Origin of the sequence: Nocardia sp. NPDC050378 (genome assembly GCF_040655675.1) — a bacterium.
Taxonomy (GTDB): domain Bacteria; phylum Actinomycetota; class Actinomycetes; order Mycobacteriales; family Mycobacteriaceae; genus Nocardia; species Nocardia coubleae.
Genome location: NZ_JBFAKI010000008.1, coordinates 250,101 through 275,419, shown reverse-complemented (window position 1 = coordinate 275,419; position 25,319 = coordinate 250,101). Strand labels below are relative to the sequence as shown.

At 68.6% G+C, this 25,319-nt stretch carries 23 protein-coding genes; 8 read left to right on the top strand and 15 right to left on the bottom strand.

Annotation, left to right across the window (positions count from 1 at the left end):
- The first annotated feature begins 13 nt into the window (after positions 1-13).
- The gene (locus AB0I35_RS20215) at positions 14-1,093 is read left to right on the top strand and encodes an XdhC family protein (protein WP_357397624.1); all 1,080 of its coding nucleotides are present in this window, start codon (positions 14-16) and stop codon (positions 1,091-1,093) included.
- Between the two features lie 47 nt (positions 1,094-1,140).
- Here AB0I35_RS20215 and AB0I35_RS20210 read toward each other — a convergent pair whose 3' ends face one another.
- From AB0I35_RS20210 to dapE, 7 genes are all read right to left on the bottom strand, one after another.
- Entirely contained in the window at positions 1,141-1,806 is a 666-nt protein-coding gene (locus AB0I35_RS20210; protein ID WP_357397622.1) for a hypothetical protein, read from the bottom strand.
- Between the two features lie 129 nt (positions 1,807-1,935).
- The gene (locus tag AB0I35_RS20205; RefSeq protein ID WP_357397621.1) at positions 1,936-2,874 is read right to left on the bottom strand and encodes a glucosyl-3-phosphoglycerate synthase; all 939 of its coding nucleotides are present in this window, start codon (positions 2,872-2,874) and stop codon (positions 1,936-1,938) included.
- Positions 2,871-3,737 (bottom strand): dihydropteroate synthase, encoded by an 867-nt coding sequence (gene folP, locus AB0I35_RS20200; RefSeq protein ID WP_357397619.1) that lies wholly within the window; start codon positions 3,735-3,737, stop codon positions 2,871-2,873. Before folP ends, AB0I35_RS20205 begins: the two co-directional genes overlap by 4 nt.
- A gap of 2 nt (positions 3,738-3,739) precedes the next feature.
- Positions 3,740-5,506, bottom strand: coding sequence for a long-chain-acyl-CoA synthetase (locus AB0I35_RS20195; RefSeq protein WP_357397618.1), 1,767 nt, complete (start codon positions 5,504-5,506; stop codon positions 3,740-3,742).
- 9 nt (positions 5,507-5,515) lie between these two features.
- A complete protein-coding gene (locus AB0I35_RS20190) occupies positions 5,516-6,070 on the bottom strand; it encodes a TIGR00730 family Rossman fold protein (RefSeq protein ID WP_225278779.1) in 555 nt (184 codons plus the stop codon).
- Positions 6,064-6,867, bottom strand: a complete 804-nt coding sequence (locus tag AB0I35_RS20185; protein ID WP_357397616.1) for a TIGR00730 family Rossman fold protein — start codon at positions 6,865-6,867, stop codon at positions 6,064-6,066. Before AB0I35_RS20185 ends, AB0I35_RS20190 begins: the two co-directional genes overlap by 7 nt.
- Before the next feature lie 10 nt (positions 6,868-6,877).
- Positions 6,878-7,978, bottom strand: a complete 1,101-nt coding sequence (dapE, locus tag AB0I35_RS20180) for a succinyl-diaminopimelate desuccinylase (protein WP_357397614.1) — start codon at positions 7,976-7,978, stop codon at positions 6,878-6,880.
- Positions 7,979-8,096: 118 nt separating this feature from the next.
- Between dapE and dapD the strand changes: the two genes are divergently transcribed.
- The 3 genes from dapD to AB0I35_RS20165 all read left to right on the top strand — a co-directional run bounded on the left by dapD (position 8,097) and on the right by AB0I35_RS20165 (position 10,607).
- Positions 8,097-9,047, top strand: a complete 951-nt coding sequence (gene dapD, locus AB0I35_RS20175) for a 2,3,4,5-tetrahydropyridine-2,6-dicarboxylate N-succinyltransferase (protein ID WP_357397613.1) — start codon at positions 8,097-8,099, stop codon at positions 9,045-9,047.
- 135 nt (positions 9,048-9,182) lie between these two features.
- Positions 9,183-9,800: a hypothetical protein gene (locus tag AB0I35_RS20170; RefSeq protein WP_067485760.1), complete on the top strand. Its 618-nt coding sequence runs from the start codon at positions 9,183-9,185 to the stop codon at positions 9,798-9,800.
- Positions 9,801-9,938: 138 nt separating this feature from the next.
- Positions 9,939-10,607 carry a molybdopterin-dependent oxidoreductase gene (locus AB0I35_RS20165; RefSeq protein WP_357397611.1) on the top strand — a complete coding sequence of 223 codons (669 nt, stop codon included), beginning with the start codon at positions 9,939-9,941 and terminating at the stop codon, positions 10,605-10,607.
- On the opposite strand, the gene AB0I35_RS20160 is transcribed toward AB0I35_RS20165, so the two are convergent.
- The gene (locus tag AB0I35_RS20160; protein WP_357397610.1) at positions 10,604-12,031 is read right to left on the bottom strand and encodes an acyl-CoA synthetase; all 1,428 of its coding nucleotides are present in this window, start codon (positions 12,029-12,031) and stop codon (positions 10,604-10,606) included. The two genes, AB0I35_RS20165 and AB0I35_RS20160, sit on opposite strands and share 4 nt — an antisense overlap.
- A 114-nt stretch (positions 12,032-12,145) precedes the next feature.
- Between AB0I35_RS20160 and AB0I35_RS20155 the strand changes: the two genes are divergently transcribed.
- Entirely contained in the window at positions 12,146-12,997 is an 852-nt protein-coding gene (locus AB0I35_RS20155; protein WP_357397646.1) for an oxygenase MpaB family protein, read from the top strand.
- Between the two features lie 40 nt (positions 12,998-13,037).
- Here the strand turns inward: AB0I35_RS20155 and AB0I35_RS20150 are convergent, their stop codons facing one another.
- The 4 genes from AB0I35_RS20150 to fdxA all read right to left on the bottom strand — a co-directional run bounded on the left by AB0I35_RS20150 (position 13,038) and on the right by fdxA (position 18,062).
- Positions 13,038-14,690, bottom strand: a complete 1,653-nt coding sequence (locus tag AB0I35_RS20150; protein ID WP_357397609.1) for a GMC oxidoreductase — start codon at positions 14,688-14,690, stop codon at positions 13,038-13,040.
- Between the two features lie 215 nt (positions 14,691-14,905).
- Positions 14,906-16,525, bottom strand: coding sequence for a serine/threonine-protein kinase (locus AB0I35_RS20145; protein ID WP_357397608.1), 1,620 nt, complete (start codon positions 16,523-16,525; stop codon positions 14,906-14,908).
- A gap of 101 nt (positions 16,526-16,626) precedes the next feature.
- Entirely contained in the window at positions 16,627-17,742 is a 1,116-nt protein-coding gene (dapC, locus tag AB0I35_RS20140) for a succinyldiaminopimelate transaminase (protein ID WP_357397607.1), read from the bottom strand.
- Entirely contained in the window at positions 17,739-18,062 is a 324-nt protein-coding gene (gene fdxA / locus AB0I35_RS20135; protein WP_022566345.1) for a ferredoxin, read from the bottom strand. The genes dapC and fdxA overlap by 4 nt, the downstream gene beginning before the upstream one ends.
- 439 nt (positions 18,063-18,501) lie before the next feature.
- Here fdxA and AB0I35_RS20130 point away from each other — a divergent pair, with 439 nt between their 5' ends.
- Entirely contained in the window at positions 18,502-18,816 is a 315-nt protein-coding gene (locus tag AB0I35_RS20130; protein WP_357397606.1) for a ribbon-helix-helix domain-containing protein, read from the top strand.
- A 13-nt stretch (positions 18,817-18,829) separates the two neighbouring features.
- Here the strand turns inward: AB0I35_RS20130 and AB0I35_RS20125 are convergent, their stop codons facing one another.
- Entirely contained in the window at positions 18,830-18,958 is a 129-nt protein-coding gene (locus AB0I35_RS20125) for a hypothetical protein (protein WP_357397605.1), read from the bottom strand.
- Between the two features lie 2 nt (positions 18,959-18,960).
- Positions 18,961-21,561, bottom strand: coding sequence for a bifunctional FO biosynthesis protein CofGH (locus AB0I35_RS20120; protein WP_357397604.1), 2,601 nt, complete (start codon positions 21,559-21,561; stop codon positions 18,961-18,963).
- 150 nt (positions 21,562-21,711) lie between these two features.
- Between AB0I35_RS20120 and AB0I35_RS20115 the strand changes: the two genes are divergently transcribed.
- Together AB0I35_RS20115 and AB0I35_RS20110 are read left to right on the top strand one after the other, a co-directional pair.
- The gene (locus tag AB0I35_RS20115; RefSeq protein ID WP_357397603.1) at positions 21,712-22,209 is read left to right on the top strand and encodes a PH domain-containing protein; all 498 of its coding nucleotides are present in this window, start codon (positions 21,712-21,714) and stop codon (positions 22,207-22,209) included.
- A complete protein-coding gene (locus AB0I35_RS20110; protein WP_357397602.1) occupies positions 22,206-23,810 on the top strand; it encodes a PH domain-containing protein in 1,605 nt (534 codons plus the stop codon). Before AB0I35_RS20115 ends, AB0I35_RS20110 begins: the two co-directional genes overlap by 4 nt.
- Before the next feature lie 81 nt (positions 23,811-23,891).
- Here the strand turns inward: AB0I35_RS20110 and AB0I35_RS20105 are convergent, their stop codons facing one another.
- A complete protein-coding gene (locus AB0I35_RS20105) occupies positions 23,892-25,280 on the bottom strand; it encodes an MFS transporter (protein ID WP_357397644.1) in 1,389 nt (462 codons plus the stop codon).
- Positions 25,281-25,319: the final 39 nt, after the last annotated feature.

Sequence of the window (25,319 nt, the reverse complement as noted above, 5' to 3'; positions counted from 1 at the left end):
AGGCCGGTGGGCGATGCGCGATCTGCTCGGGCAGGTGCTCGATCTGCTCGCCGAGGGGCCGGTGGCGCTGGCCCGGATCGTCGACCGGATCGGCGCGGTGCCACGCGATACCGGGGCCGCGATGGTGGTCACCCCGGATGGTCGGGTCGTCGGCTCGCTCTCCGGTGGATGCGTGGAGGCGGCGCTGCTGGTGACGGCCCGACAGGTGCTCGCCGACGGCTCGGCCTGTGTGGAGCGGTTCGCGGCAGCCGACGAGCTCACCGTCGGACTGCCGTGTGGCGGAGAGATCGAGGTCTTCGTCGAACGGCTCGACCACGCCGATCTTGCGCTGCTCCACGAGCTGCGTGCCGCGCTCACCGCGCACCAGCCCATCGCCTACGCCACGACTCTCGAATCCACCCCGGATCGCCGGCTGCTGCGGCCCGGGCAGGTCACGCCGTGGCGCGGCCTCGACCAGGACGCGGCCGCGCTGCTCACCGCGGGCCACAACGGCATGGTCGGCGCCCAGGACTGCACGCCTGCCGCCACGACCCGCCCCCGCACCTTCGTCCAGGTGTTCCGCTCCCCCGCCCGCATGATCCTGGCAGGCGCCAACGACTACACCCGCGCCCTCGCCACCGCAGCCACTCGACTCGGCTACCGCGTCACCGTCGTCGACGCCCGCGAAACCTTCACCACCCCCGCACTTTTCCCCACCGCCGACGAAGTGGTCGTCGACTGGCCCCACCGCTACCTGGCCGCCGAAGCCGCGGCAGACCGCATCGACGACCGTACGGTGGTCTGCGTCCTCACCCACGACCCCAAATTCGACGTCCCCATGCTGGCCACCGCCCTCGCTCTGCCTGCAGTCGCCTTCATCGGCGCCCTCGGTTCCCGCCGAGCACACAGCGACCGCGTTGCCCGCCTCCGCGACCAGCGCGTCTCCCCCCAGGCCATCACCCGCATCCACAGCCCCCTCGGCCTGGATCTCGGCGCCCACACCCCCGAAGAAACTGCCATCTCCATCCTCGCTCAAATCCTGGTGACCCGGACCAACGCCTCAGCCGAGCCCCTGTCAACCCTGACCGGCCCGATCCACCCGCGAACCACTTGATCCCGGCCGCACAACCGACGGCCGCGCGATCGCCTACCCGCACCGGGTCACCGTGGTCCGACACAGACGACGAAATCCCGCTCCGAGTGGGCGTGCAGCGTCGTCGGCAGTCCCGCACAGTCAGCGGCATCTGCGGGATCCGACGCCGAGCCGACCACCTTCCGCAACACCCGGCCCGCCGCCGCCGGATCCGAGCACGCGACCTGCTGCCAGCGAACCTCGTCGCCGAACCAGCCGACCGTCATCGGACCCACACACTGCCCGGCGGTGACGCGCTGCATAGATTCCTCGATAGCGATCTGATCCCTCAGGTACTCGACGTACACGAGTCCGAGCACGACGAGAAACGGGATGGTGAACCCGAGCGCGCCGATACGCCGGAACAGCGGTTTGCCCGGATCCATCGGCCGATGGCCCCATCCGGTCTCGGGCGCGGGCAACGCCGCGATCCGGCGCCGGGTCCTGGCATTGACGGCGAATCCGCCCAGGTTGTAGAACAGCGATTGCACGCCCCACCACCCGAACCACGCGCTGCCGATGGTGATCTCACGGTAGGTCGCCAACCCGCAGTCGCGGCAGAACGGGCCTTCCTCCGTGGTTTCCACCCGGAAGAGCAGCAGACCCCAGTGGCCGACGAGATCCACATCGATGGCCGGTGACGCTCCGCAATGCCGACAACGGACACAGCCGTTCCACTGAACCTCCAAGGCCACTGAACTTCTTCTCCTGCAAGCTGATCCGCCCGAACCGGCAAACAGTACGGATCAGCGGCGGCGAGGGCAAGGGGTGCGCACGCCGAAGACCGCCTCATCGCGACGACAAGGCGGTCGGAGGGTGGATCGTCAGGCGGCGACCTGTTCGGGGCGCAGCGTTTTCATCGGGGGGCGGTCTTCGAGGGAGACCTCGGTGGTGTGGGGGATGAATTCGCCTGCGATGAGGGGGAATTGGGTGAGGGGGGCGCCGGAGTCGGGGACGCCGCTGCGGCGCAGGGCGGTGCCGAGGATCTGGCGGCTCATCACGCCCAGGTCCGACAGCGGGCGATTGCGGTGGGTGCGCACGCCCAGGTTCACCTGGGTGATGGCGTCGAGACCCAGGCGATCGTAGGTGTCGAGCAGCAGGCCGATCTCCACGCCGTAGCCGGGGGCGAAGGGGACGGCGGTGAGCAGTTCGCGGGTGCCGGCGTATTCGCCGCCGAGCGGTTGCAGCACCTGGACCAGTTCGGGGCGCAGCGCCGCCAGCAGGGGACGGGCGACCAGTTCGGTGACCCGGCCACCGCCGTTGGCGTCGACGGACTCGCCGTGGCGCAGCGGGCGCCGGTAGTAAGCCTTGGACAGGTGGGTGCCGGGCATGGTCAGCAGCGGGCCGAGCAGCTTGGGCACGAACGCCGGATCGGGATCGATGAGATCGGAGTCGACGAAGGCGATGAGGTCACCGGAGGTGCAGGCCAGCGACCGCCACAGCGCCTCGCCCTTGCCCGCGACCGGTTCGAGCTCGGGTACGGCCTCCTCGCGGGTCACCACCTCGGCGCCCGCGCGACGCGCACGTTCGGCGGTGGCATCGGTGGATCCGGAGTCGAGCACGATCAGCTCGTCGACGAGGGTGCCGAGCAGCGGCCGGATACTGGCCACCACGTCGGCGACGGTGTCCTGTTCGTCGAGGGCGGGCAGCACCACCGAAACGGTGCGGCCCGCTTTGGCGGCGACGAGGTCGCCGACCGTCCAGTCCGGGGTGTCCCAGGTGTGGGTAGTGGCCCAGGCGGGCTCGCGGTGTTGGATTTTCATGCCAGACCTCGCAGAGTTCGTGCGGGGGGCCGGATGCCCTGGATTGCGGCGATCATGTCCACGACCCGCCGGGTCTCGGCGACTTCGTGAACCCGGAAGACCCGAGCGCCCGCGGCGGCCGACCACGCGGTTGCCGCCAGTGTGCCCTCGACCCTCTCGGTCAGACCGACACCTAGAGTCTCCCCGATGAAGTCCTTGTTGCTCAGGGCCATCAGCACTGGCCATCCGGTTTTTACGAGACTGTCGATTCCGCGCAACAACTCGAGCCCGTGATAGGTGTTTTTTCCGAAATCGTGTGTGGGATCGATCACGATTCCGTCGCGACGCACCCCAGCCGCCGCCGCGCGTTCGGCCGCGGCGGCCACGGTGGCGGTCACTTCGGCGACCACATCGGCGTAGCGCACCCGGTGCGGACGGGTCCGCGGCACGGCGCCACCGGTGTGGCTGCAGACGATCCCGGCACCCAGGTCGGCGGCCACGTGCACCAGCTCGGGGTCGGCCCCGGCCCAGGTGTCGTTGACGAGGTCGGCACCGGCCGCCACGGCGTCCCTGGCGACCTTGCCGCGCCAGGTGTCCACACTGATCAACAGGTCCGGGTACTTCTCCCGGATCGCCGCGACGAACGGAACCACCCGCCGCGTTTCCTCGTCCGCGTCGACCGTGTCGCCCGGTCCCGCCTTCACCCCGCCGATGTCGACCAGATCGGCGCCTTCGTCGACGGCCCGCGTCACCCGGTCCATCGCCGCCCGGTCGGTGAAGGTGGCGCCCCGGTCGTAGAACGAGTCGGGGGTGCGGTTCACGATCGCCATCACCAGCGCGCGATCGGTCGGCACGGGCCGACCACAGAAGGTGGGCTCAGGCATCGCTATCGCGGAGCTCTACCCGCGGCGACGTCGTCGGCGTAGCCGTCGTAGGCCGCGACGTAGCCCTCGGTCGGTCCGCTGAGCACGTACAGCTGCCCCTCGGCGTCGGCGGCGTAGCCCTGCTTGCGCAGTTCCACCTTGCGGCTCTTGAAGGTGGAGGTCTGCTCGAGTTCGGCGACCACCCGGACGAACAGCGGGATCGCGTAGAGCGGCAACCGCTCGTAGACGGTGGCGGCCAGCCCCTTACCGTCGAATTCGGTGTCGGGGTGCAGGGTGATCGCGGCCATGCCCGCTTTGCCGTCGGTGCCGGGAATGTCCACCCCGAACACCACCGCCTGCTCGACGCTCGGGTGCTGATCGAGCGCGCCCTCCACCTCGGTGGTCGCGACGTTCTCGCCCTTCCAGCGGAAGGTGTCACCGAGCCGGTCGACGAACGCGATGTGCCAGAAGTGCTGGTCGCGCACCAGGTCGCCGGTATCGAACCAGCAGTCGCCCTTCTTGAAGCCGTCGCGGACCAGCTTGGATTCGGAGGCCTTCGCATCGGTGTATCCGTCGAAGGGCTGACGGTTGTTCACCTTCGCCAGCAACAGCCCGACGCCGCCGGAACGCACCTTGCGCAGCTTCCCGTCCGGTCCGCGGCGCGGCTTACCGGTCTCGTCGTCGTATTCGACCACCGCGTACGGCAGCGGACACAGCCCGGCCGTGCGGTCGACACCGAAGGCGTTGACGAAGGCCAGCGGCGCCTCGCTCGACCCGTAGAACTCCACCACTCGGTCGACCCCGAAGCGACGGCGGAACTCGTCCCACAGTTCGGGGCGCAGTCCGTTGCCGACGACCAACCGCACCCGGTTGTTCTCCTCGTCGGGCCGCACCGGCTGGTTGAGCAGATATCGGCACAGTTCGCCGATGTAGATGAACGCCGTTGCCCCTTCGCGGGCGATCTCCGACCAGAACCCGGAGGCGGAGAACTTGCGCGCCAGCACATAAGTCGCCTCGCCCGCGAGCACCGCCGACAACGCCACCGTGAGCGCGTTGTTGTGATACAGCGGCAGGCAGCAGTACAGCGCGTCGTCGCCGCGCAACCGCACACCGAGCCCGCCGAGTCCGGCCATGCTCTTGGTCCAGCGCAGGTGGGTCATCACGCTGGCCTTCGGCATGCCGGTGGTGCCGGAGGTGAAGATCAGGAACGCGCGTTCGCCCGCCGTCACCTGCTCACAGACCGCCGGGTCGGAAGCCGTTGCGCCACGCGCGGATTCGGCGAGTTCCTCGGACATGAGCACGTTCGCCGGTGCCTCGGGCAGCGACTCGAGCGCTTCCAGGCATTCCTCGCCGACCACGACCAGCACGCTGTCGAGCAGACCGATGCTGTGGGCCAGCACCTGATCGCGCTGGTTGTAGTTGAGCAACCCGACGGTGGCGCCGAGTTTGAGCACCGCGAGGACCGTGAACAGCGTCTCGGGACGGTTGGTCATCAGCACGCCGACCACGTCGCCGCGATCCACTCCCCGCGCGGAAAGCACTGCGGCGTACCGGTTCACCTCGCTGTTGGCGGCGCGGTAGGTGTAGGAACGGCCTTCGAAACGCAGGAACACCCGGTCGGGCCGCCGGTGGGCGAGCCGCTGGAAGTACTTGCCGATGGAGGCTTTGTCCTTGGGCCCCACCAGCATTCCCGGTGCGTTGCGCAGCATGCGCGGCGCGTCCATGGCCATGCCCGGCAGCTTCTTGGCCAGGTCCAACACACTGACGGTGTCGCGGGCGTCGTTGCTCACGTCGATCTCCTACCCTCGGGCCGCGGCCGGTGTCAACGCGGCGAACGCGGCTGGCAGGTCGGCGGCCACGACGATGCGGTCGCGCGCCTGCTGTGTGACAATCTTGCGCTCGAACAGCTCGTCCAACCAGCCGAACAGCCCGCGGTAGAAACCGTCGGCGTCGAGCACGACCACGGGTTTGGTGTGTTCGCCCAGGTAGCCGCCGGTCCAGGTTTCGAAGAATTCCTCGAGCGTGCCGACACCGCCGGGCAGGGTGAGGAAGGCGTCGGCGCGTTCCTCCATCAGCTGTTTGCGCTGGCGCATGGTGTCGGTGACGAGCAGTTCGTCGGCGGCGGTATCGGCGACCTCGCGGTGCACCAGGTGCTTGGGGATCACCCCGACGGTGTGCGCGCCGCCCGCGCGCGCGGCCGCCGCGACCGCGCCCATCATCGACACCCGGCCGCCACCGGACACGAGTTGCCAACCGCGACGGGCGATTTCGGTGCCCACCTGGGAGGCCAGGTCGATCAGTTCCGGTTCGGTGGTACTCGCCGAGCAGTAGACGCAGATCGAGTAGCTCACCACTGGTCCTCGGTGCCGAGCCGTTCGATGTCGCCGCCGCGCCCGCCGGTCGCCTCCTTGACGATGCGCACCACGTCTTCGACGCTGTCGGTGACCTGGATGAGGTCGAGATCCTCCGGCGAGATCTTGCCCGAGCCGGCCAGCGAACTGCGCATCCACTCCACCAGCCCGGACCAGTAGGCCGTGCCGAACAGGATGATCGGGAAGCGGGTGATCTTGCGGGTCTGCACCAGGGTGAGCGCCTCGAACAGTTCGTCGAGGGTGCCGAAACCGCCGGGCAGGCAGACGAAGGCCTGCGAGTACTTCACGAACATCGTCTTGCGGACGAAGAAGTAGCGGAAGTTGATCCCCAGGTCCACCCAGTCGTTGAGGCCCTGTTCGAACGGCAGCTCGATACCGAGGCCGATCGAGTACCCGCCCGCCTCCGAGGACCCCCGGTTGGCCGCCTCCATCGCCCCGGGACCGCCGCCGGTGATGATCGCGAAACCGGCGTCGGTGAGCGCGGACCCGATCGCCCGTGCCGCCGCGTACTCCGGGTGGTCGACCGGCGTGCGCGCCGAGCCGAACACCGTGACGGCGGGCGGCACCTCGGCCAGTGCGCCGAAGCCCTCGACGAACTCGGCCTGGATCCGCAGCACCCGCCACGGATCGGTGTGCACCCACTCGCTGTCCTGACGGGTGTCGAGAAGATTGCGGTCCGCGGTCCGTGCTCCCGGCTTGCGTTCGCGTCGGAACATCACCGGCCCACGGAACTTCGGTTTGGCCTTCCCCACCTGTTCATCCACGGAATCGCTCGACATGTCCTCCACGCTACTGGGCACCCGCGGTGAGGTAGGTGCGCAGCATGGCGGTGACGGCGGTGATCTGGCTGAGCGGGACGTGTTCGTCGCGCTTGTGGGCGAGGTTGGGGTCGCCGGGACCGAAGTTCACGGCGGGGATGCCACGGGCGGCGAAGCGTGAGACGTCGGTCCAGCCGTACTTGGCGCGCACTCCGCCGCCGCCGTGGGCGTTGACCGAGTCGATGAGGCTGCGCGCGGCCGGTGCGGTGAGACCGGGCAGGGCGCCGGGCGAGGAATCGGTGACCCGGAAACTCACGTCGAGCCCGTCGAAGACCTCGCGCACGTGGGCGATGGCCTGCTCGACCGTGCGGTCGGGGGCGTAGCGGAAGTTCACGTCCACCTCGGCCACGTCGGGCACCACATTGCCCGCGACGCCACCGGAGACGCGCACCGCCGAGAGCCCTTCGCGGTACACGCAGCCGTCGATGTCGACCTGGCGCGCCTCGTAGGCGGCCAGCCGTTCCAGCACCGGCGCCAGCGCGTGAATCGCGTTCTCCCCCAACCAGGCCCGGGCCGAATGCGCGCGCACACCCGAGGTGCTCAACCGCACCCGCAGCGTGCCCTGGCAGCCCGCCTCGATCCAGCCGCCGGAGGGTTCGCCGAGCACGGCGAGGTCGCCGTCGAGCCACTCGGGCATATCGCGCTCGATGTGGTTGAGGCCGTTGAACTCGGCGGCGATCTCCTCGCCGTCGTAGAAGATGAGCGTGAGGTCGTGGGCCGGGTCGGTGATGGTGGCGGCCAGGTGCAGGAATACCGCGTCACCGGACTTCATGTCGACGGTGCCGCAGCCGAACAGCACCGGCTCCCCGTTCACCTCGGCGGGCCTGCTCGGCACGTTGTCGGCGATGGGCACCGTGTCCAGGTGCCCGGCCAGGATCACCCGGGTGGGCAGGCCGAGGTTCGTGCGCGCCAGCACCACATTGCCATGCCGCTTGATCTCGAAACCGGTGGTCTGCTCGCGCAGCGCCTGCTCGACCAGGTCCGCGATGGCGGCCTCGTCGCGGGAAACGCTCGGCACATCGACCAGGGCGGCGGTCAACTGGACGGGGTCGGCGCGCAAATCGAGAGTCACATCTCGACAGTAGTACGCGGGTACGACGCGGTGTCCGGGTGCGGGAATCGGACCGGGTGGTCCAACGCACAGCCCCCGCGCCACCTCGACATCGATCGACGCGGCAAAATGTGGTCCCGTGAGCACTCAAGGAGCAAGCGCAGTCGGTATCGCCACCATCACCTCGGACGGCACCGTCCTCGACACCTGGTACCCGAGCCCGGAGCTGGGCGAGTTCACCGAGACCGGCTCCCAGCGCCTCGACGCGGCCGACGCGCCGGAGTTCGCCGACCTGCTCGGCCCCGACGAGGCGCGCGGCGTGGAGGTGGTCGCGGTTCGGACCACCATCGCGGACCTGTCGGCGGCCCCCACCGACGCCCACGACGTGTACCTGCGCCTGCACCTGCTCTCGCACCGCCTGGTCCAGCCGCACGGCCTGAGCCTGGACGGCCAGTTCGGCCTGCTCAGCAACGTGGTGTGGACCAACCACGGCCCGTGCGCGGTGGAAGGCTTCGAGCAGACCCGGATCAAGCTGCGCGCCCGCGGCCCGGTGACCGTGTACAGCATCGACAAGTTCCCCCGCATGGTCGACTACGTGGTGCCCTCGGGTGTGCGCATCGGCGACGCCGACCGCGTCCGCCTCGGCGCGCACCTGGCCTCGGGCACCACCGTCATGCACGAGGGCTTCGTGAACTTCAACGCAGGCACCCTCGGCAACTCGATGGTCGAGGGCCGTATCTCGGCCGGTGTCGTGGTCGGCGACGGCTCCGATATCGGTGGCGGCGCGTCGACGATGGGCACGCTGTCGGGCGGCGGAACCACCGTCATCTCGGTCGGTGAGCGCAGCCTGCTCGGCGCCAACGCGGGTCTCGGCATTCCGCTCGGCAACGACTGCGTGCTCGAGGCGGGCCTGTACCTGACCGCCGGAACCAAGGTCACCGCGCCCGACGGCACCGTCGTCAAGGCCGCCACCCTGGCCGGGCAGAACAATCTGCTGTTCCGCCGCAATTCGACCACCGGTGCGGTGGAAGTGGTGCAGCGCTCGGGCACCGGTATCGAGCTCAATGCCGCGCTGCACGCCAACGACTGAATCCCGCATTCGGCAATATCGCATTTATTGCGGTTTGTTGACGACGGGTATCCCGTTGCGGCAAGGCTTTTCGGGTCCGCTAGCTTGAATTCGCCCACCCGGTCGGGGGGCTTTCGAATGTGGAGGGATTCAAGTATGAAGTTCGGAAAGTTCACTACTGCTGTTGTGATGTCGGTTGTCGCGGTGGGGATTACCGCGGCCACCGCCAACGGTCAGCCCGCCGTGGCGACCGAACAGCCCGCGGTGGTGGCTGCGGGGGGCGTGACTTCGGGTGTGAGCAACGGGATCGACTACACCACGGCGGTGTCGCCCACCGACAAGACCATCACCTGGGCGGTCGACAACGGCCGCTTCGAGCTGGCCGCCGACGGCTCGGCCGTGCTGCTGCGCAACGCCGAGGGCGTCACCGTCGACCAGACGGCGCTGCGCTCGGAGGTCGCGGGTCTGCCGATCTCGGTGACCCCGCAGATCGCCGAGGACGGCCGTAGCGTGAAGCTGGCCGCCTCGATGACGCCGGAGGACACCGCGAAGCTCGGCGACATCGCCGAACTGAAGGACATCAGCTCCTACGACCGCCTGATGGCCCAGGTCAACAAGAACCTGCCGGGCATCGCGATCGGTGGCATCATCGGCGCGTTCTTCCCGTTCCTGTGGCTGTTCACCATCCCCGCCGGAATGCTGATCGGCGGTTACGTGATGGGTGGTCAGGAGTTCCTGGACGCGGTGATCGCGTTCGCGACCGGCCAGCCCTGATCCGCTGACGGAAAGGCCCCGCACTCGCTCGAGTGCGGGGCCTTTTCGTTGCCGGGTGACGAAGCCGATACTCGACGCGGGCCACCGGCACGGAGTAGCTTCAGCTGTTATACGGAGTCGTATAACAGGAGGATCGGCATGGCACTTCTTCCCCCGGGCCAACGCGCCGTCGACGGATTCCCCCGCTTCGGTACGCACCTGCATCACCCGCCGCCGCCGGTCCCCGAGCATCCCGTGATCGAGGTCTGCGGGGCCGTGGTCGAGCCCGTCACCATCGCACTCACCGAACTGGCGCAGCTGCCCCGCCGCGAGCAGAAGGCCGACTTCCATTGCGTCGCAGGGTGGTCGGCGACCGGCCTGCGGTGGGAAGGGACACCGTTCCGTGACTTCTACCGTCTGGTGATCGAGCCCGCGCTCGCACCGGGAACGACGATCACCCACCTCAGCTTCGAGGGCCTGGACAAGTTCCGCTCGGTCGTGCAGCTCGAAGACGCCCTCGCCGACGACGTCTTCCTCGCCGACCGGCTCGACGGCGAACCCCTCGACAGCGACCACGGCGCCCCGCTCCGGCTGGTGAGCCCGAAGCAGTACGGGTTCGTCAACACAAAACACCTGTGCCGCATCGAAGTTCACACCGCCGCCCCGCCGGACCCGGACAAGTGGTCGCCACTGGCCTCGCACGCCAGGGCACGAGTGTGGGCCGAGGAACGGCACCGGTACCTGCCGGGGCGCGTGGTTCGTCCGGTGTATCACGCCCTGATCGGGCCGATCCGCCGGCTGAGCGCGCGGGGCAGCACGAACCGCTAGGTCAGCGACTTCTTCTGCACCTTGCCCATCGCATTGCGCGGCAGCGCGTCGACGAAGCGGACCTCGCGCGGCCGTTTGTGGGCCGAAAGCTGGTCGCCTACCTGCGCGATCAGTTCGGTCGCGAGGTCGTCGGAGCCGGCGTCACGGGCGACGACGAAGGCGACGATCCGCTGTCCGAGATCGTCGTCGGGCAGGCCGACCACCGCGACCTCGGCGACCGCCGGATGCCCGAGCAAGGCCGTCTCGATCTCCCCCGCGCCGATCCGGTACCCACCGGACTTGATCAGGTCGATGGACTCGCGGCCGACGATGCGATGGAAACCGTCGGCGTCGATGACGGCGACATCGCCGGTGCGGAACCAGCCGTCCTCGGTCCAGTCACGGGCCGTGGCATCGGGACGGCCGAGATAGCCGTCGAACAGCATCGGGCCACGAACCTGCAGGCCACCGATGCTCACGCCGTCGTGCGGGACGGGATTGCCCGCTTCGTCGCGCAGCCGGGTCTCGACACCGCGCACCGGCGTACCGACCCAGCCCGGCCTGCGTTCACCATCGGCCCTGGTCGACAGGGTGATCATGGTTTCGCTCATGCCGTACCGCTCCACCGGCGCGTGCCCGGTGAGTTCGGCCAGCTTCTCGAAGACCGGGACCGGCAGCGGCGCGCTGCCCGAAACCAGCAGCCGCGCCCGGCTCAATTCCTTGGCCGCTTCCGGCTTTTCGGCGATGCGCGACCATACCGTCGGCACCCCGAAGTACAGCGTTCCCTCGGCGGCGGCGTAGGCCTCGGGGGTCGGCTTGCCGGTGTGGATCAAGCGGCTGCCGATGCGCAGGGGTCCGAGTAGACCGAGGATCAGGCCGTGCACGTGGAACAGCGGAAGTCCGTGCACGAGTGTGTCTTTGCGCGTCCAGTTCCAGGCGTCGGCGAGCGCGTCGAGCCCGGCGGCGATGGCGCCCCGGCTGAGCAGCACGCCCTTGGGGGCGCCGGTGGTGCCCGAGGTGTAGAGGATGAAGGCGATGGCCGACGGGTCGGGCTCGGGGTAGGTGTGCCAGGACCGGGCGTGCAGCCGCACCGGAACCACCGGCAGATCGGTGTCCGTCGGCGCGGCTCCGAGCCAGGCTTGGGCACCCGAATCGCGCAGGATGTGTTCGCGCTCAGCGGTTCCCGCGTCGGGCGGGACGGGGACGACAGTCACCCCGGCGATCAGGCAGCCGACCACGGCGAGCACGGTCCGCAGGGTCGGCTCGGCCAACACCGCGACCCGTTCGGCGCGCCCGATCCGTTCGGCGACCGAGGTGGCCGCACCCAGCAGATCACCGCGCGAGACGGTGGCATCATCGATGGTGACGGCATCGGGAAGGTCGTCCCCGGCGGCGACGGCGAGCGGGTTCAACGAGGCGAGCAGCAGCGGCGGACCGTAGGACATCCGTCCACGCTAGCCCGGCGCGTTCCGGCGGCACGCGCCACCGTCCGTTGACACCCCGACGACAGAATGAGACATTCAAGCTACAACTCTCTCACCGACGAATTGGGGTCAACGATGACCAGCCTCGCGCATTCGCGGTCCAGCCACACCGGACCCGCGGACTTCGACATCCGGGATCACGTCGATGGCGCCGCCATCTTCTTCGGCGCAACGGCGAACGTGATCATGCAGCTCAGTCTGGCCCCGGTCGGCTACGGCGTCGCGGAATCGCGCGTGCACAGCGGAAGCATCATGCTGCACCCCTTCAAGCGCACCAGGACAACCATCACCTATCTGGCGGTGGCGATGATGGGCACCGACGAGGACCGCGCCGCCTACCGGGCCGCGATCAACGGCGCGCACCGGCACGTGCACTCCACGCCCGAGAGCCCGGTGAAGTACAACGCCTTCGACAAGAACCTGCAGATGTGGGTGGCCGCCTGCCTGTACTGGGGCTCGGTCGACCTGATGGAACGCCTGCACGGCCCCGTCGACGACGACACCGCCGATACCTTCTACGAGTACGCCCACCGTTTCGGCACCACCCTGCAGGTACCGCGCGAGATGTGGCCCGCCGATCGCGCGGCCTTCGCCGCGTACTGGACCGAGAACCTGGCCGCGACCAGCGTCGACGACACCATCAAGGCCTATTTCGACGGCCTGCTCGACCTGCGCATGCTCTACCCACCCCTGCGCTGGCCCTTCGCCCGCTTCCACCGCTGGTTCACCACCGGCCTGCTCCCCGCCCACCTGCGCGACGAACTCCGCCTCACCTGGACCGACCGCGACGAACGCCGCCTCGCCCGCCTGCTGCGCACCGTCGGCGCGATCAGCAGCCGCATGCCACGCCCCATCCGCAGCCTCCCCTTCGACGTCACCCTCGCCGACATGCGGCGGCGCAAGCGGCGGGGCAAGCCGCTGATCTGACGACAGGCCGCGAGCTGCCCGCGCGGCTCGCGGCCGGCTCTCACAGATCGTCGGCGATGATCCGTTCGATATTGCGCTCGGCCAGCGCGGTGATGGTGACGAACGGATTCACGCTGGTATTGCCGGGGATCAGCGCACCGTCGATGACGTAGAGGCCCGGATACCCGTGCAGGCGGCCGTAGTTGTCGGTGGCCTCGTTCAGCACGCACCCGCCGAGCGGGTGGTAGGTGAAGTCGTCACCCCAGGTCTTCGTGACGCCGAACAGGTCGGTCCGGTAGATGGTGCCTTCCTTGGCGTTGATCTTGTCGAAGATGCGTTTCGCCGCGTTGATCGACGACTGATTCCACGATTTCTGCCAGTTCAGGTTCACCTTTCCGGTGCCGGAGTCGAAGCTGAACGCCGCACGGTTCGGGTTCTTGGTGATCGCCAGGTACAGACTCACGTAGGTCTCCAGACCGGCGGGGAACGGTGCGACTTCGGCGAAGGCAGGCCCGCCCGGGTCCGCCCAGTTGTCGATGCCGAGGCAGGGCATGGAGGACTGCAGGCTGCCGGTGCCGTCCCACATGTGGTTGGCACGGCCGACCATCACATTGCCGTTGTTGCCCCACTTCTGCCCGACCGCGCCCGCGAGGTCGGGCAGTTTGCCCGTCGCCCGCATCGCCACCAGCAATTTGCTCGTGCCCACACTGCCCGCCGCGAAGAAGACCCGTTGAGCTGTCACGGTTTTGACGGCGACCGTGCCGCCGCTCGAATCGAGCTGGGCCATTTCCACCCGGTACCCGCCCGCGCCGGGCGTGACCGTGGTGACTTTGTGCAGCGGGCTGATCCGCACCTTGCCGGTGGCGGCGGCCGCGCCGAGGTAGGTGCGGTCGAGCGAACGCTTGCCGTAGTTGTTGCCGTAGATCACCTCGCCCGCCAGGGCCGAGCGGGTCGCCGTGCCCACCTGCTCCTTTTTCATGTACTCGAAGTCGTAGACATTGGGCACGAAAGTCCAACCGAAACCGGATCTTTCGGCATGTTTGCGGCCCACGCGCGCGAATTGGTAGCACTCCGCCGATTCGAACCACGTCTTGTCGATGTGGTTGACGCCGAGCGCGGTATTCGCGCGCGGGTAATAGGTGGAATACATCTCCTCGGCATTCACCGACGGCAGGATCGCGGCGAAATTCTCCCGCTTCGGCGTCACCGCCATCCCGCCGTTCACGAGCGATCCGCCGCCGACCCCACGCCCCTGGTACACCCGGATCCCGCCGAAGTCCTCGGAGTCCAGCACGCCTGTGTACCTGTCGATGTCCTTGTTGTACGAGCCGCCCATGAAGTACCCGACCGGCTGATCGGTGCGCTCGCGCAACCAGTACGACCGCCCGTCCGGTTTCAGCACCGGACAGAACACCCGGCCATCGGGACCGGGGGCATCCCACGACATCCCCATCTCGACGATCGCCACGTCCACCCCCGCCTGCGCCAAGCGCAACGCGGCGACCGCGCCGCCGTATCCGCTGCCGATCACCAACGCGGGAACCGTATCCCCGTCGGCCAGCGGTGCGGCGGAGGCGAGCGCCCGACTCCCCACCGTCGCCACCGCCAAAGTGACACCTGTTGCAGCTAGGAACCGCCGTCGCGTGAACCCTCCCACATATCGGCTTCTAACTGGGTTTTCATACAAGAATTCACGCACCGTGCGGCTCCTCATCGAGACTGCAAATGAGAACCTGTTATACCGAGTCATTCGTCCGGCTGATCACAGAACGCCGCGCCCCGCCGTCACCTCGCCGACCACTTCGCCACGGGAAAGGCCATCGCTCCAGGTTCGCCGCTTACGAGGCCGCCATCCAGCGTTGAGGGGCATTGACCAACGTGCGTTTCAGATGTGGGGGCATGGCTGATCCCCTGAGTTGATCCGCCGACTCAGAGTGGGGCTTGTTCGAACCAGGATGCGTAGGTCTCGTCGAAGGTGTGGCCGGGCCAGGAGACCTCGACCAGGATCTCGGCAGTCGCGCTGTGATCGCGCTCCCGCACCGCGAGGGCGAAGGGGGCGCCCGGATCACTCGGGCGGGCGACGGCGACTGCCGAATTTCGCGCTGGGTGGGTCCGGATGTCGTGGACGACGGTGTGGCGGGAGAAATAGTTCTCGACGTCGGCGGCGGACTGGTACGCGGTGAACCAGGTGATGACGCCATCGGCGTCGGTGCACGAGATCTGACGAAGGGGCGCCGGGTCACCGGGGGCGACCACGAACGTGGACGTCGGCGCACAGGCAGCATCGCGCCAGCCACGACCGGCCGGATTCGAGGCGATCAAACTCGGGAACGCCGAGGCGATCGAAGAGTGTTCGCCCCACGTCGGCGGCGGCGGAACACGCTGCGGGCGAACGAATTTCCAGTAGACCGCGCCCGCACCGACAACGCCGACACCGGCGATCACGGCGAGTACGAGCAGACCCACCGCGAGCGCCCGCCATCGAGACGAGACAGCCTTACCCGGAACCTCGGCCGCGCGCGGACGCGTCGCGCGAGCACCCGGATGAGCCGCGGCAGCCGTTCGCAGGTCGGCTGGAGTGGTGGAAGTTGCGGTGGGAGCCGTCGGCCGTGCGGCGGAACCACTCATGGCCGGATAGCGCCGCGTTTCCCCGGGCGATAGCGCCGGTGCGGTGCGCTGTGGGGCGCCGATCAGTGCCGGGGTGGCAGCCGCACCGTCCGATGCCGCAGCCGCCGCCTGACCGAATTCGGCGCAACTGGCGAACCTTTCAGCCGGATCCTTGGCCATGGCACGGCCGATCACCGCGTCCAGGCCGGGCGCCAGACCGCTTACCCGACCCGAGGCCCGTGGCACGGGCTTGGTCAGATGGGCGGCGACGACGGCACCGGGATTGTCCGCGGGAAACGGGCTTTCGCCGGTGAGCAAGGTGTACAGGGAACAACCGAGCGAGTATTGGTCGGATCGATGATCCACGGTCGCACCGGACAATTGCTCGGGCGAGGCGTAGGCGAGCGTGGCGAGGAAGTCGCCGGTGCGAGTGAGCTGGCGGGCGTCGCCGCGCAGGCGGGCGATCCCGAAGTCGGTGAGCAGCACGCGATCCCGGCCCCGGCCCGCGGAGAGCAGGATGTTGGCGGGTTTCACGTCCCGGTGCAGCACACCGCGCTCGTGGGCGTAGTCGAGCGCCTCGGCGGTCTGGGCGATGATGTCGACCGCGCGGGCGGGGTCCAGCGGGCGACCACGGAACACCGAGGCATCGGTGCCGTCCACGTACTGCATGGAAATCCACATCAGCCCGTCTTCGACACCGCGATCGAGCACCGACACGATGCCGGGATGGTCGAGGCGGGCCGACACGTCGGCCTCGCGCTCGAACCGGGCCCGCACCTCCTGGTCCGAATACAGTTCGCGATTCAGCAGTTTCAGCGCGACCCGCCGCGGCAGGCGTGGGTGTGCGGCCAGGTACACGGTGCCCATTCCGCCACGCCCGAGCACCCGCTCGATCCGATATCCGGCGAACACCGTGCCCGCGACCAAATCCACCCCGTGCATGTGTTGCGAGCCTTTCGATCCTGTTCGCGCCGAATTCGACTGTGCGGACACCAACCGATTCGCGCGCTAGACAGGAGGCGCGGCAACCGGATCCGGGCGTCTCAGGAGAGCCGGGCGGCCGCTTCGGCGATGCGTTCGTCGGTGGCGGTGAGGGCGATACGGACATGCTCCGGGGAGCGGGGGCCGTAGAAGTCGCCGGGGGCGGCGAGGATGCCGCGGTCGGCGAGCCAGTCGAGGGTGACCCGGCAGGCCTCGCCACGGGTGGCCCACAGGTAGAGGCCGGCCTCGGAGAAGTCGATGCGGAAACCGGCCTGCTCCAAGGCTTTTCGCAGGGTGTCGCGACGGGCGCGGTACCGCTCGCGCTGGGCCGCCTCGTGGGCGTCGTCGGCGAGGGCGGCGGTCATGGCGGCCTGGATGGGGAAGGGCAGCATCATGCCGGAGTGTTTGCGCACCTCGAGCAGCTCGGCGACCAGTTCGGGGTCGCCCGCGACGAAACCGGCGCGGTAGCCGGCCAGGTTCGAGGTCTTCGACAGGGAGTGGATGGCCAGCAGGCCGGTGTGGTCGCCGTCGCAGACGCGCGGGTCGAGGATGGAGACCGCCTCGCCCTCCCAGACCAGGCCCAGGTAGCACTCGTCGGAGGCGACGATCGCGCCGCGTTCCCGGGCGAAGGCCACCACCTTGCGCAGGTGTTCGACGGGCAGCACCTTGCCGGTGGGGTTGGACGGCGAGTTCACGAAGATCAGCGCCGGATTCTGCGGGCCGATCTGGGTGAGGCCGTCGGCGCGCCACGGTTTCGCACCGGCCAGCAGGGCGCCCACTTCGTAAGTGGGGTAAGCGATCTCGGGGATGACGACGAGGTCGTCGGCGCCGATGCCGAGCAGGCGCGGCAGCCCGGCGATGAGCTCTTTGGTGCCGATCACCGGGAGCACCGCCGCCGGGTCGACACCGGTGATCCCGAACCGGCGCGCCAGCGCGGCGACGGCGGCGGCGCGGAGTTCAGGGGTGCCGTGGGTGGTCGGGTACCCGGGGACGGCCGCGACGGAACTCAGGGCGGCCTGGATCAACGGGTCGACCGGGTCCACCGGTGTGCCGACGGACAGGTCGACCAACCCGCCGGGATGTGCGGCGGCTTTCTGTTTGACCGCGGCGATGGTGTCCCACGGGAAGTCGGGCAGCAGGCTGCTCACCCGGCCACGGGTCGGCACCCCTGTGCTCATTCTTCGGCCATGGGGGGCAGCGCCTTGATGAAGGCCGGGTCGTAGTCGACCTTGCCCACCTTGGTCGCGCCGCCGGGCGACCCGAGTTCGTCGAAGAAGTCGACGTTGGCGTTGATGTAGCCGCTCCACTGATCCGGGGTGTCGTCCTCGTAGAAGATCGCCTCCACGGGGCAGACCGGCTCACACGCACCACAGTCAACGCACTCGTCGGGTTGGATGTAGAGCATGCGGCCACCCTCGTAGATGCAATCCACGGGGCATTCCTCGATGCACGCCTTGTCCTTCACGTCAACGCACGGTTCAGCGATGATGTACGGCACTGCCGTTCTCCTAGTCTGTCCACTGCTGCGGGGGCCAACTCCGCCCCCCAAACCCTATCCCGAACTACACGCTACCCCCAGGTCAGCCTGCCCTAACTCGACGAGCGAACCCCGCTACCCAGTTGTCGCCGACCAGTCACACTCAGTGTAGTACACGGTGTACTACACTGAGTTGGTGCTCGAGATCCTCTGGATCGATGACAGCGAGGCCCACATTGCCGCGCATGGGTTGCACCTGGTGAAGTCGAGCAGGCGACAACACGACCACGGTATCTACAGCCGGGCCGGGAACAGACCACGCTGCTGTTCGGCCGCACGACTGCCGGGCGGTACTTGTTCGTGGTGTCGACCGAATCGATGGACGGCCGCTGGTACGTCGTCACGGCCTACGACATGACACCGAATCAGCGCAAAGTCTTCAACAAGAATGCGAAGTGAGATGAACCAGGACAAGCTGAACGAGCTTCGGGATTACTACGACAACAACGAGACACAGATGGACTCGGTCACCGGCCCCTGGGAGCCCGAGGATGCGCGCCCTACCGGCGAACGCATGTCCGGGTTCAGTGTGCGCCTGCCCGCTGAGGTCCTCGAGCGGGTGCGCGCCCTCGCGGCCGATCGCGGGCTGTCCACCGGCGAATGGATTCGACAGGTAGTCGAGGCTGCGGTCACCGCGTCCGACACCAGCACCCCCCGCGTGGTGGATGTGAACGAGTTGCTGGCGTTCCTCGCCGAGAAAGGCCACGCCGCCTGACCGTAGACAGCAATCATCCGAGCTCCAGCGGGGCGGACGGAGTTCTGTCCCGTTCGGCGAGCTGGTCGATTTCGTCGTCGGTCAGGGTCGCTTCCCTGCCGATGCCCGCGAGCAACGACCCGACCTCCACCTCCGGCGGCACAGTCAGCTCACCGTCAGCGGGAGGGCGCGGGGCGTGCGGTCGACTATCCCGTAGGTGGTGGTTCGTTCGCGGACCGGGCGGTCGATGCCTGCCGCGATCTCGGTGAGTTCGGCGACGGTCTTTGCCGAGCCGTGCTGGGAGCCCGCCATGCGGGAGATGGTTTCCTCCATCAGCGTTCCGCCGAGATCGTTGGCGCCGCCCGAGAGCATCATCTGGGTGCCGACCGTGCCAAGCTTCACCCAGCTGGTCTGGATGTTGTGGATGCGGCCGTGCAGCATGATGCGCGCGAGGGCGTGGACGGCGCGGTTGTCGCGGTTGGTCGGGCCGGGACGCGCGGCGCCCGCCAGGTACAGCGGGGCGCTCTGGTGGACGAACGGCAGTGGCACGAACTCGGTGAAACCGCCGGTGCGGTCCTGGATTTCGCGCAGTACCCGCAGGTGGCCGACCCAATGCTTCGGGTTGTCGACGTGGCCGTACATCATCGTCGAACTCGACGGGATGCCCAGTTCGTGAGCGGTGGTGATCACCTCGATCCAGGCCGAGGTCGGCAGTTTGCCCTTGGTGAGCACCCAGCGCACCTCGTCGTCGAGGATCTCGGCGGCGGTGCCGGGGATCGAACCGAGCCCGGCCTCCTTCAGCGCCGCGAGCCAGTCGCGGATGCTCTGTCCACCACGGGAGGCACCGTTGACGATCTCCATCGGACTGAAGGCGTGCACGTGCATCGACGGGACGCGGGCCTTGATGGCGCGCACCAGGTCGGCGTACCCGGTGACGGGCAACTCGGGGTCGATGCCGCCCTGCATGCAGATCTCGGTGGCACCGTCCACGTGGGCTTCCCAGGCACGGTCGGCCACTTCGTCGGTGCTCAGCGTGAAGGCGTCGGCGTCGCCCTTGCGCTGGGCGAACGCGCAGAACCGGCAGCCGGTGTAGCAGATGTTGGTGAAGTTGATATTGCGGTTCACCACGTAGGTGACCTCGTCACCGGACACCTCGCGCCGGAGCTGATCGGCAAGGGCCGCAACGGCATCCAGTGCCACACCGTCGGCGGTGGCGAGTGCGAGGTACTGGTCGTCGGTCAGGCCCGCCGGGTCGTTCTCGGCGGCGCGCAGCGCGTCGAGCACCTCGGAATCGAGCCGTTCGGGTGCGGTGACGGCCAGGTCGCGGGCGTGTTCGCGAATGGTCTCCCAGTCGCCGAACGCGCCGACCACCTCTTGGCCGAGACCGGAGTCGCTGCGGCTGTCGGTGATGCGTCCCTCGGAGTCGATAGCGGTGTTGAGGTCCACCCGGCCCGCCGAGTCCCACGACTCGTCGGGTTCCTGCCAGGCGAGCCCGACGGGCATCGCCTCGGACCTGGCCAGCCCGGTGGCCGGATCGGTGAGCGCCGCGACGTGCGCGCCGATGCGCGGATCGATCCAGGGGTGGCCCGCGCGCACATATTTCGGATGCGCGGAGGTGCGTTCGGCGAGGGTGAACCCGGCCGCCTCGGTGATCTCGCGCAGCGTGTCGAGATTGGGCCACGGACGTTCGGGGTTCACGTGGTCGACCGTCAACGGCGACACACCGCCCCAGTCGTCGATACCCGCGTCGATCAGGGCGCGGCAGTCGCTGTGCGACACCAGGTTCGGCGGCGCCTGCACCGGAACATCCGGGCCGAGCAGCAGCCTGGTCACCGCGACCGTGGCGAGGAACTCGGCCACGTCGGCGTCGGGCGCGTCGCGCATGGCGGTATCGGACTTCGCCCGGAAGTTCTGCACGATCACTTCCTGGATGTGCCCGAACTCGCGATGCAGCTTGCGGATCGCCATGATCGAGTCGGCGCGTTCGGCGAGCGTCTCACCGATACCGACCAGGATGCCGGTGGTGTAGGGCACCGAGAGCCTGCCCGCGTCGGTGATGGCGCGCAGCCGCACCGCCGGGTCCTTGTCGGGGCTGCCGAAATGGCAGGCGCCCTTCTCGGTGAACAACCGGGTGGCGGTGGTCTCGAGCATCATGCCCATCGACTGGGCGACCGGCTTGAGCCGCGCGATCTCGTTCCAGCTCATCACGCCGGGGTTCAGGTGCGGCAGCAGGCCGGTCTCCTCGAGCACGAGGATCGACACCGCGCGCAGGTAGTCGAGGGTGGAGTCGTAGCCGCGTTCGTCGAGCCACTGCGCGGCCTCGGGCCAGCGGTCCTCGGGGCGGTCGCCCAGGGTGAACAGGGCTTCCTTGCAGCCGAGCGCCGCACCTTGCCTGGCGATCTCGAGTACCTCGTCGGGTTCGAGGAACATCCCCTTGCCCTCGGCTCGCAGCTTGCCCGGCACGGTCACGAAGGTGCAGTAGTGACACTTGTCGCGACACAGCCGGGTGAGCGGGATGAACACATTGCGTGAGTAGGTGATGGTGCGTGGTCTGCCCGCGGATTCGAGCCCGGCGTCGCGGACCCGGGCGGCGCTGGCGCACAGATCGGCCAGGTCGTCGCCGGTGGCGTGCAGCAGGACGGTCGCCTCGTCGACGTTCAACGTGACGCCGTCGCGGGCCCGTCGCAGCGCCCGGCGCATGGCCGAGGCACTCGGCGGGTTCGGCGGAACGCTCGGCAGTGGAAGGTCGCTCACCCCGTCGATCATGCGCTACTTCTCTCCCGAACGTGTGGTGGGCTGGTCACGCCGCCCGTTGCGGGCGCGCGAGGGTCGTCTTCCTCGGCCACAACCTCGGCCGCGCGGGCACATATTCCCGAGCCGGGCGAACTCGTCACACCCTCGTGCCACGATGTCAGCATGTCGTTGCCGCGTTCGACCATCCTCGCCGACCCGGCCTGGCGGCCAAGCCCCAAGGCGAAACTGCTGTGGGCGCTGGAGAACGCCGTCGGCATCGTCGTGCTCGCGGCGGCTCTCGCGGTGTGGATGTTCGTCGACGACCGTCGCGGCTGGCAGCTGGTCGCCGGGCTGGCGCTGGTCGCGCTCGCGGTGCTCGGGCTCGTCGTGGTTCCGCTGTGGCGGTTCGCGGTGCACCGATGGGAAGTCACCGACGAGGCCGTGTACACGCGGGTGGGGTGGCTGGATCAGGAGTCCCGGGTGGCGCCGATCTCGCGGGTGCAGACGGTGGACACCGAGCGTGGCCCGCTCGAGCGGATACTCGGGCTGGCCACGGTCACGGTCACCACCGCGTCGTCGGCCGGGGCGGTGAAGATCAGCGCGCTCGACCTGCCCGTCGCCGAGCAGACGGTGCTTCGGCTGACCGCCATCGCCGCCCAACATCGCGGAGACGCCACATGAACGAGACACCATGGCAGCGGCTCGACCCGCGCATGCTGCTGGTGTATCCGGTCACCGAGATCGTGAAATACATTCCGGTCCTGCTCGGTTCGGTGATCGTCGGTACCACCAGCGGCAATCCGCTGTGGAGCCTGATCCCGGTACTGCTCGTCGCCGCGTTCGGTGTGCTGCGGTGGTTCACCACGACCTATCGCATCGACGCCGATCACGTGCAGTTGCGCACCGGCGTCGTCGGCCGCCGGACGCTGTCGGTACCACGGCCACGGATCCGCTCGGTGGACGTGGAAGCCAATCTGCTGCACCGGGTTCTGGGTCTGGCGGTGCTGACCATCGGCACCGGGACCGATACCGCCAAGGACGAGGAATTCAAGCTCGACGCGCTCGACACGAGCCGGATTCCCACCTTACGTACCGAATTGCTCTCGCACACAGGACGATCCGCAGAACGGCCCGCCGACGACGCCGCGCCCGTCCACGAATCCGGCGTCGAGATCGGACATTGGCGACCCGCGTGGGTTCGGTACGCACCGTTGTCGCTGACCGGGCTGGCCATCGTCGCCCCGATCGCCGGGTTGGCGGCGCAGTACGGGGTGCTCGAGTGGATCGTGAAATCCGCTCCCGCACAGGAGATCGGGCACGACAGCGTCGCCGTGGTCGCCCTCGTGATCGCCGCGATGGTCGTCCTCACCCTGCTGCTGGTGAGCCTCGCCGCCTGCGGGCAGTACCTGGCCACGTGGTACGGACTGCGCGTGCTCGACAACGGTTCGACGCTGCACCTGCGACACGGGCTCTTCACCACCCGCCAGATCACCCTCGACCTGGCCCGCTTCCGTGGCGCCACGCTCAACGATCCGCTGCTGCTGCGTGCGGCCCGCGCCGCCCAGCTGGAAATGATCATGACCGGGGAGAATCCGCGTCAGAAGGTACTCCCCCAGGCGCCGCGCGCGGCCGTCGAACGCACCCTCGACGAACTCCTGCGCACTCATCGACGACCAGCGCTCACCAAGCCGGATTATGCTGTGCCGCAAGGCATTTCCGGCACCATGCTGGGAACGGTCGACTTGATCTCGCACGGTCGCGCGGCACATCGGCGTCGGTATGTGCGGGCGGCCTGGCCGGTGGGCATCTCGCTGGTCGCCATGATCGTGCTCGCTCTGGTCGAAGGTCCACTGCCCGTGTGGATCTGGATCGTGCCCGTGGTATTCGCCGGGCTGATGGCGGCGCTGGCCGAGGACAGGTACCGCAGCCTCGGTCACCGCGTTCTCCCCGCCGATACCGGTCCCACCTGGCTCATCACCCGCAGCGGCAGCCTCGACCGCAATCGCGACTGCCTCGAAGCTCCCGGCATCATCGGCTGGACCATCCGCCAGACCTTCTGGCAGCGCCGCGCCGGCCTGGCCACAGTGGTCGCCGCCACGGCCGCGGGCAAGAAGGCGTATTCGGTGGTCGACATTCCCTACGACGACGCGGTAGCCCTGATCGACGCCGTCACCCCGGGGCTGCAAGGGGTTCGTCGACCCCTCTGCAGCGGCCGAGAACCGGAGGACTTCCGCCCTCAAAGCACCGCTGAACACTCGAGACGCGGCAGCGGCCGGAAGTAGGAGGACTCCCGGCCGCTTGCTTCGTCATGCATCAGGGCTCGCCACGTCCGCGTCGTCCTTGCGGTGCGCCGCACCGTTGCGTCAGACGCCCACCGTCGCCGGTGCCGAATCGGTCTCGGCCTCAGGCTTCTTCACGTCCCGCATCAACACCACGGCGAGTACTGCGGCTGCGATCGAGGCGAGTGCACCCACACCGAAGGTGACCTGCATGGCGGTGCAGAAGGCGTCGCGAGCCGACCCGATCAGCCCCGCGTCTCCGGTACCGAGAGCACCCGCGATGGACTCCCTCGCCGCGTCCGGCGCGGAGTCCGGCATGGCGCCGGCGAAGGTGCCCGCCAGGATGGCGCCGAGCACCGCGACGCCGAGCGCGGCGCCCGCCTGCTGGATGGTGTCGTTGAGTGCCGAACCGACACCCGCGTGGTCCTCGGGGACCGCGCTCATCAGCGCGCCGATCGCGGCGGGCATGGCCAGACCACCACCGGCGCCGAGCAGCGCCATCGCCACGGCGGGCAGGGTGAAGCTCGCTCCGGCGTCGAGGGTGGCGAGGACCGCGAAACCGGCGGCGACCACCACGAGTCCGGCGATGGTGACGATCCGGGCTCCCAGCTTGCCGACCAGCACCGCGCCGATTCCGTTGGCGAGCAGCAGCGTCACCGCCATCGGCGTGAAGGCGAGCGCGGTGCGCATCGGGGTGTAGCCGAGCACGAACTGCAGGTACTGGGTGAGCACGAGCACGAGCCCGCCGTTGGCGAAGGTCACCAACACCAGCGAGAAGCTCGACCCGGTGAAGGTGCGGTCGCGGAACAAGTGCAGCGGAACCATCGGCGAGTCGGTGCGCAGCTCACGCACGACGAAGGCGGCGAGGGCAACGACCGTCACGGCGAAGCCGGCGAGCACACCGGAATCGGTCCAGCCCGCGTGCGGCACCGAGATGATCGTCCAGACCAGCGCCGTCATGCCGACGACGGAGGTGAGCATGCCGGGGAAGTCGGGGGTGCGCCACGGGCCCTTCGATTCGGGCATGAGCACGAGCGCGGCGACGAGAGCGACCACGACGATCGGCACGTTCATGACGAAAACCGACCCCCACCAGAAGTGTTCGAGCAGCACACCACCGACCACGGGGCCGCCGACCAGGCCCACGGTCGCCACGGCACTCCACGCGCCGATCGCCTTGGGTCGTTCGTCGTCGTCGAAGACGGTGATCAGGATCGACAGCGTGCTCGGCATGATGAGCACCCCGCCGATGCCCATCAGCGCGCGCCCGGCGATCAGCAGTTCCGGACTGGCCGCATAGGCCGCGAGCAGTGAGGCCGCGCCGAAGATCACCAGCCCGATGATCATCACCAGCTTGCGGCCGAACCGGTCGGAGAGACTGCCGGAAGTGAGCAGCAGTCCCGCGAAGACCAGCAGGTAGGCGTCGATGATCCATTGGATCTGCTGGGCGCTCGCGCCGAGGTCGGTGGCGATCTACGGGATCGCGACCGTGAGCACCATATTGTCCACGAC